At 59.2% G+C, this 7,420-nt stretch carries 5 protein-coding genes; 3 read left to right on the forward strand and 2 right to left on the reverse strand.

Annotation, left to right across the window (positions count from 1 at the left end; all coding sequences use genetic code 11):
* The first annotated feature begins 123 nt into the window (after window positions 1-123).
* The 3 genes from GJA_RS12250 (at window position 124) to GJA_RS12260 (ending at window position 4,751) form a co-directional block, all read left to right on the forward strand.
* On the forward strand, window positions 124-2,076 hold the full coding sequence (locus GJA_RS12250) for a prkA protein (protein WP_051780742.1): 1,953 nt from the start codon (window positions 124-126) through the stop codon (window positions 2,074-2,076).
* Window positions 2,077-2,193: 117 nt separating this feature from the next.
* Window positions 2,194-3,357 carry a DUF444 family protein gene (locus tag GJA_RS12255; RefSeq protein WP_038492579.1) on the forward strand — a complete coding sequence of 388 codons (1,164 nt, stop codon included), beginning with the start codon at window positions 2,194-2,196 and terminating at the stop codon, window positions 3,355-3,357.
* Window positions 3,354-4,751, forward strand: coding sequence for a SpoVR family protein (locus GJA_RS12260; RefSeq protein WP_038492582.1), 1,398 nt, complete (start codon window positions 3,354-3,356; stop codon window positions 4,749-4,751). The genes GJA_RS12255 and GJA_RS12260 overlap by 4 nt, the downstream gene beginning before the upstream one ends.
* 36 nt (window positions 4,752-4,787) lie before the next feature.
* Here GJA_RS12260 and GJA_RS12265 read toward each other — a convergent pair whose 3' ends face one another.
* Both GJA_RS12265 and GJA_RS12270 read right to left on the reverse strand, forming a co-directional pair.
* Window positions 4,788-5,891, reverse strand: a complete 1,104-nt coding sequence (locus tag GJA_RS12265; protein ID WP_081905372.1) for an SDR family oxidoreductase — start codon at window positions 5,889-5,891, stop codon at window positions 4,788-4,790.
* Window positions 5,891-7,171 (reverse strand): nucleotide sugar dehydrogenase, encoded by a 1,281-nt coding sequence (locus GJA_RS12270; RefSeq protein ID WP_038492584.1) that lies wholly within the window; start codon window positions 7,169-7,171, stop codon window positions 5,891-5,893. Before GJA_RS12270 ends, GJA_RS12265 begins: the two co-directional genes overlap by 1 nt.
* Window positions 7,172-7,420 lie beyond the last annotated feature (249 nt).

A 7,420-nucleotide genomic window follows, 5' to 3' on the forward strand; every position in this document is an offset into this window, starting at 1 on the left:
GGTATAACGCTGAATTTGGTTCCGTTCGCCCGATTGAGCAGAATCACGCCGCCAGCCAGGTGCCTCGCCGTATACTTTGAATGTACCAATACGCCATGTCATCCGGGGAGCCATAAAGTGACGATGAATCGTGATGATGTGCAGGAAAATGAGCAGCGTGCCGTCTTTTTCGAGCGCATGGTGGCCTTTACCCAGGAACACCGGGTCGGCAACTGGTTTGGCTCGTTCTCGCAATTCATCGAGCAAATCCTGCCGCGCTCCCCGTATCAACTGGCGCGCAGCTCGCACCAATACATCTGGGACATGATGCGCTGGAGCGGCTATGACGATGAATCCGGGCATTTCCGCTGCAAGCTGTTCGCCGACGAATTGTTCGGCATCGACGATGCGATCGACCGGGTCGCCGCCTATTTCAAGGCGGCCGCGGCCGGATCGGAAGTCGGGCGCCGCCTGCTGCTATTGCTCGGCCCGCCATCCGGCGGCAAATCGACGCTGGTGATCCTGCTCAAGCGTGGCCTCGAAGAGTACAGCTATACCGAGGATGGCGCGCTGTACGGCATCGCCGGTTGCCCGGTGCATGAATCGCCGCTGCACCTGGTGCCGCACACCATGCGCGCCGCGTTCCGCGACACCTACGACGTCGATATCAGCGGCGAAGTGTGTCCGCATTGCCGTGCCCGCCTGGAACAGCAGTACGCCGGCGACTTCCTGCAAATGCCGGTCGAGCGCATTTATATTTCCGAAGCGGGCCGCAGCGGCATCGGCACCTATGCCCCGCACGACCCGACCACCGCCGACCTGGCCGACCTGGTCGGTTCGGTCGACTTGTCGAAAGTGGCGGAATTCGGCGACGAAGGCGATCCGCGCGCGTGGTCGTGGTCCGGCGCGGTGTATGCGGCCAGCCGCGGCATGCTGGAAATGATAGAAATCCTCAAGGTCAAGCGCGAATTCCTGTATTTGCTGCTGACGCTGACGCAAGAAAAAAACGTCAAGGTATCGCGTTTCCCGCTGATTTTCCTGGATGAAACGATCCTGGCGCACACCAACCTGGCCGAGTTCAGGAAGTTCTTGCAAGAAAGCGAGAATGAAGCCTTGCTCGACCGTATGGTCATCGTGCAAGTACCGTACACGCTCCATTACAAGGAAGAAGCGCGGATTTATCACAAGCTGATCCTGTCGGCGGCGCCGGCATTCCGCGAAGTGCACCTTGACCCGCATGTGCTGCATGCCGCCGCCGTGTTCGCCATCCTGAGCCGGATGCAGGAAGGCGACGAAAAAGAGGCGGAACTGGTGAAAAAAGTCAGGATCTATGCTGAAGAAGAAGTCGATGGCGTGAACCGCGCCGATGCGCGGCGCATCAGGGACAAGGAAAAGGCGCCCGATGAAGGCTTGGCTGGCGTGTCGCCGCGTTTTGTCATCAATGCCTTGTCCAACGCCATCATTGCGTCCAATCAAAAAAGCTTGAGCACCATGGATGTGTTGCTGGCTTTAAAGGATGGCATCGAAAACGATGCGCGCATCGATGCAAAGCGCAAGCGCAAATGGGTCGATTACCTGGTGTTGACGCGCAAGGACTTCTACAACCGCTGGGTCAAGGAAGACGTGCACAAGGCGCTGTTTGTCTCGTTTGAACAGGAAGCCCAGGATTTGCTGAATAAATACCTGGATGAAGTCGAAGCGATGCTGGACAACCGCCAGATCAAGGATCCGATCACCAACGAGGAACGGCGCCCGGACGAGCGTTTCTTGCGGGCGGTGGAAGAGAAAATCCACATCACCGATTCGGGCAAGCAATCGTTCCGGCAAGAAGTGGTGCGCAAGGCGATGGGCGCCTATAAACGGGGCGAAACCTTTGGCCTCGGCAGCCATATCCAGTTGCACGATGCGGTGCAACAGTATTTATTCGAGCAGCGGCGCGATGTGTTGCGGCTGGTCAGTTCCGCCAAACGCCCCGACGATGAAGTCCGGGCCAAGATTTCGGCGGTCGAACAACGGCTGGTCGACGAATACGGCTACGACCGGCACAGCGCGCGCGAAGCGTTGAATTACGTAACCACGCTATTGGCCCAGGAATGACCGGAATGGCGGCGTGCATCGAGACAAGGATAGCGCTATGGCAAACATTGTGGCAAACGGCGTGGCGGGCATTGTGGCAAGGGTTGTATTAACCATCACATCCGCAGGTGGCCAACAGTGAGTCAGCTCGGCAATAGTAAGCAGCAGGCCTGGTATGACTTGTTTTCGCGCGGCGCCCGCGACTGGCTGCGGCATAACGAAAAAGTGCGGGAGGCCGTGCGCCGGCATTTGCCAGACTTGATCGCCGGGCCGGACCTGATTACCGGTCCGCAAGAACGTACCGTGCATGTGCCGGTGCGTTTGCTGGAACATGCGCGTTTCCGGCTGGCCGATACGCGCCACAGCACCGGTGCCGGCCAGGGTGAAGGCCAGCCCGGCGACATCTTGCGCTCCGGCGCGCTGAATCCTGCCCAGGATGGCGAACGCGACGGCGGCGCTACCCAAGAAGGCGAAGTACGGCTGATGCTGGAATTTTCGGTGGACGACATCATGGATTGGCTGTGGGAGGAATTGAAATTGCCCTTGCTGCAGCCGAAACGCCAGACCGTGTTCGAGGAACGGGAATTGGTGCGCGAAGGCTGGGACAAGCACGGCGCCCGCTCGCGCCTGGACCGCCGGCGCACCGTCAAGGAAGCCATCAAGCGCCGCGCGATCCAGCATAATCCGGTGCCGTTCACGAATGAGGATTTACGCTTCCGGCAATTGGTATTGCGGCGTACGCCCAGTTCGAATGCGGTGGTGTTTTTTGTCGTCGATGTGTCGGCCAGCATGTCGCAAGCCGAGCGCAAGCTGGCCAAGGCTTTCTTTTTCTTTGCGCTGCAAGGTATACGGCGCAGTTATACCAAGGTGGAAACCCGCTTTGTCGCCCATACGACGCGGGCCTGGGAGTTCTCCGAGGAGCAATTCTTCCAGGTTACCGGCATGGGCGGCACCATCGCGTCCAGCGCCTTCCGGCTGACGCGCGACTTGATACGCGAAAAATACGATGGCGGATCGCATAATGTGTATATGTTTTACGCATCCGATGGCGAAAATTTCACCGAAGACCGCATCGCCGCCGGGCAAACGCTGGGCGAATTGGGCGGCTTGCTCAATTACATAGGCTATGTCGAGACCGTACCCGGCATGCCGCGTTCGCTCGATACTGAAATGCACCGGCTATGCGGCGAGCTGGAACGGCGCGGCTTGCCGGTCTATAGCAGCATCCTGGCCAATCCTGACGACGTATGGCGCGCGCTGCGCAAATTTTTCGTGCAACAAGCCGCCCCGGAGCCAGCATGACAGCCGACACCATCGCCGCCGGACAGTTGCAAGACCATGCGGCGCGCATCGAAGCGCTGGCGCTGGAACTGGGGCTGGATTTTTATCCGGTCGACTTTGAACTGGTGCCGAACAGTTTCATGATGGAAATCGCGGTCTACGGCTTGCCGGTGCGCATGCGCCACTGGTCGTTTGGCGTGCGTTACATTCACCAGCTGGTGCGCCAGAAGATGGGAAATTCACGGATTTTCGAAGTCATGTTTCCGGGCGATCCTTGCCACGCCTATATGGCCGACAGCAACTCGCTGGCTGAAAACACGCTGGTGACGGCACATGTGCTGGGACACGCCGATTTTGCCAAGAATAACGCCTTGTTTACCCGTTTCAGTGCGATGGCTGGCAATCATGTACTGGAGCAAAGTGCGGCGCGCGCACAACGCATCGAAGCGGCGCTGTCGCGTCACGGCCAGCACAGTGTCGAAGCGGTGCTCGATGCGGCACTGGCGCTGGAACCGCATATCGATGTCAACGCCGAATTGCACCGCGCGCCCTACCCCGCCACCCGGCCGGAGCGGCCGGAACAGCTTACCGGCCCATTCGACAGCCGCTATCGCGAGCTGCCGGGTGAAAAAATGCCATTGCCAGCGCCGTCGGGGCCGCAGCGCCTGCTGATTCCGCCGCAGCCGGAATACGATTTATTATGGTTTATCGCCCGCTATGCACCGGAAATGGCCGACTGGGAACGCGACATCTTTCTGGCGGTACGCGAAGAAGCATTTTATTTCTATCCAGTATTTGCGTGCCAGATCATGAATGAGGGCTGGGCGTCTTACTGGCATGCACGCCTATTGCGGGAAGCCAACTTCTTGTCCGGCGATGTCTATGTGTCGGCCATTAAATCGCATTCCGACGTGGTGCGGCCGTTCGCCGGCGAAAACCAGTTATCGCTGTCGCTGAATCCCTATCATTTGGGATTTTCCATGTGGGAACGCATCATTGAACGCCATGGCCTGGAACAGGCGCGGCGGATTTGCCGTGAAGAAGATGATTTCAGCTTCATCCGTAACTATCTGGATCAGGAACTGGCCGAGGAACTCGATTTATTCGTCTTTGAAAGCCGCAAGGATGGCGAGACGCGCATCGTCAACCGCGACATCCACACGATACGCGAAGCGATCCTGTCGCCGAAATACAATTATGGCGCGCCCTGCATCGCCGTCAGCCAATTGCATGAAGATGGCAGTCTGGTCCTGAAACACGATAATTTACGGGACGGCCGCGGTCTCGACCTGAGCCAGGCCGAGCGCGTGATGGAGTATGTCGGCAAGGTATGGCGCCGGCCGGTGACCTTGCATACCGTCGATTTCCGGGGACTGGCGCGTACCCTCAGCCATAAAGGCAAACCTGACGCCTGATGGCACGATGCTCCTGTTGCCGGATCAGGCAACCTGTCAGGCGCCGGAATCCGGGCTGGCATACCAGGCCAGCGTTTCGCGCAAGCCGCGCTCCAGGCCGTGTGTCGGTGCATAGCCCAGCAATTGAGCGGCTTTGGAAATGTCCGCCTGCGAATGGCGCACATCGCCGGCACGGAATTCCACGTAGTCCGGCCGATATCCCCGTACATGGGGAAAGCGGCAAGCCAGCAAGGTACGCATCGCGTGGAACAGGCGGTTCAAGCTGGTGCGCCCATTGACGGCGACGTTATAGACCTGGTTGACGGCGCCAGGATGATTGCTGAGCGCGGCCAGCACATTGGCTTGCACGGCATTGGCGACATGGCAAAAATCGCGGCTGGTTTCACCATCGCCATGGATGTACACGGGCCGCTTGCCTATCATCGCGCTGGCCCAGCATGGAATCACCGCGGCATAGGCGCCGGCCGGGTCCTGGCGCGGACCGAACACATTAAAATAACGCAAGCCTATCGTGTCCAGGCCGTAGCAGCGCTGGAAGACCCCGGCATACAATTCGTTGACGTATTTGCCCAGCGCATACGGCGACAACGGTTTGCCGATCGCGCTTTCCACTTTCGGCAAGCCCGGATGGTCGCCATATACCGCACTCGATGTCGCATACACCAGCCGTTTGATACCAGCGTCGCGGGCCGCCGTCAAGATATGCAGGAAACCGCTGATATTGATATCGTTGCTCAGCAAGGGATCGTCGATCGAGCGCGACACCGAGCCCAGCGCCGCCTGATGCAGCACGAAGTCGACGGCGCGGCACGCCTCGGCACAGTTGGCCGCAGAACGGATATCGCCCTCGATAAAGGTGAAGTTGCTCCACAGCTTATTGCCGACGATATCCCTGACTTGCTCCAGGTTATGGCGGTGGCCGGTGATGAAGTTGTCGATGCCGGTGACGCGCTGGCCCAGTCCCAGCAATGTTTCCAGCAAATTCGAGCCGATAAAACCGGCCACGCCAGTGATCAGCCAGTGATATGGTTGCTCTCGCAAATGGACACAGGCGATACCGTAAGCGGCATCGCGCGGGACCAGGAGCGGCTCGGCCGGAATCGGCCCGGCCAGGACCGGCTCGGCATCGGGCGCCGGCATTACAACCGCCACACGTTCAAGCCGCTGTCGCGCAATACCTGGGCGTCGAAATGCGATTTAATATCGATGAAGCAACCGCCTTCGACTACTTTTTGCTGGTAGTCGAGCAAGGACCGCGCCATCAATTCGCGGTGCGACACGGCGCTGATGATGGCTTCGGCGCGCGGCAAGTCGTGCCAGTCTTCCAGCATCAAGCCATATTCTTCCAGCGCTTCCTGGCGGTCCGCCACCGGGTCGTGCACATGCACTTGCAAACCATACGATACCAGTTCCTGTATCATGTCGAACACCTTGGAATTGCGCAAGTCCGGGCAATTTTCCTTGAAAGCCAGACCCAGTACATTGACCCGCGATCCCTTCAACTTGAAGCCGGCGCGCACCATTTCCTTGACGGTTTTTTCGGCGACGAATTTCGCCACGCCGTCGTTGATGCGCCGCCCGGCCAGGATCACGTGCGGGTGATAGCCCAGCATTTCCGCCTTGTGCGTCAGGTAGTACGGATCGACGCCGATGCAATGGCCGCCGACCAGTCCCGGCCGGAATGGCAGGAAATTCCATTTGGTGCCGGCCGCCTGCAACACTTCCAGCGTATCGATGCCGATGCGGTCGAAAATGATGGCCAGCTCATTCATCAAGGCGATATTCAAGTCGCGCTGGGTATTTTCGATGACCTTGGCGGCTTCCGCCACCTTGATGCTGGAGGCCCGGTGTACGCCGGCCTCGACCACGCCTTCATACAGCACGGCAACTTGCTCCAGCGTATGCGCATCGTCGCCGGATACCACCTTGCGTATCGTGCTCAAGGTATGCGCCTTGTCGCCAGGATTGATGCGTTCGGGCGAAAAACCGACATGGAAATCCTGTTTCCATACCAGGCCGGAATGTTTTTCCAGCAACGGGATGCAGATTTCCTCGGTGGCGCCGGGATAGACGGTCGATTCGAAGATCACGATGGCGCCGCGCTTCATGTGTTTGCCGACCGCCGTACTGGCGCCGGCCAGCGCTGAAAAGTCGGGATTGTGCGCGCTGTCAACCGGCGTCGGCACCGCCACCACGATGAAATCGGCCTGGACCAGCACCGCCGGGTCGCAACCGACGCTGAGCCATTTGGCGGCCGCCATCTGTTCACTGCTCAGTTCACCGGTCGGATCGATGCCGCGCCGGTAACTATCCACTTTGCGCTGCGACAGGTCGAAGCCGATGGTTTTCCTGTGCGTGCCGAACGCCACTGCCAGCGACAGTCCCACATAACCCAGTCCCACTACAGCGACCACGTCCATGATAAGCCCCCAAAGGTTGTTGGCTAGCAGCGCGCGCCGTGTTGTCGCCGGGCGGCGGGAGCGACGGAATGCATGCGTCCGTCTGCAGGAATTCTACGAGTGCGCAAGGCGCGGCTTTTGAGAATGGACAAAAGCGCATCGATAACCCAGCCTTTGCAGTGTTGATCACATGCTTGTTGAGCACTATCAACGAGGGCGGCGCGCCTTTTTCCTACCCTTGATAACAACTGCTGCCCACCGCGCTGTCCG

The organism is Janthinobacterium agaricidamnosum NBRC 102515 = DSM 9628, assembly GCF_000723165.1.
GTDB lineage: Bacteria > Pseudomonadota > Gammaproteobacteria > Burkholderiales > Burkholderiaceae_D > Janthinobacterium > Janthinobacterium agaricidamnosum.

Excerpts from the sequence above, each read along its gene's own strand:
- GJA_RS12250 (WP_051780742.1), top strand. The coding sequence starts at position 124 with ATGAATCGTGATGATGTGCAGGAAAATGAGCAGCGTGCCGTCTTTTTC.
- GJA_RS12260 (WP_038492582.1), top strand. The coding sequence starts at position 3,354 with ATGACAGCCGACACCATCGCCGCCGGACAGTTGCAAGACCATGCGGCG.
- GJA_RS12265 (WP_081905372.1), bottom strand. The coding sequence starts at position 5,891 with ATGCCGGCGCCCGATGCCGAGCCGGTCCTGGCCGGGCCGATTCCGGCC.
- GJA_RS12270 (WP_038492584.1), bottom strand. The coding sequence starts at position 7,171 with ATGGACGTGGTCGCTGTAGTGGGACTGGGTTATGTGGGACTGTCGCTG.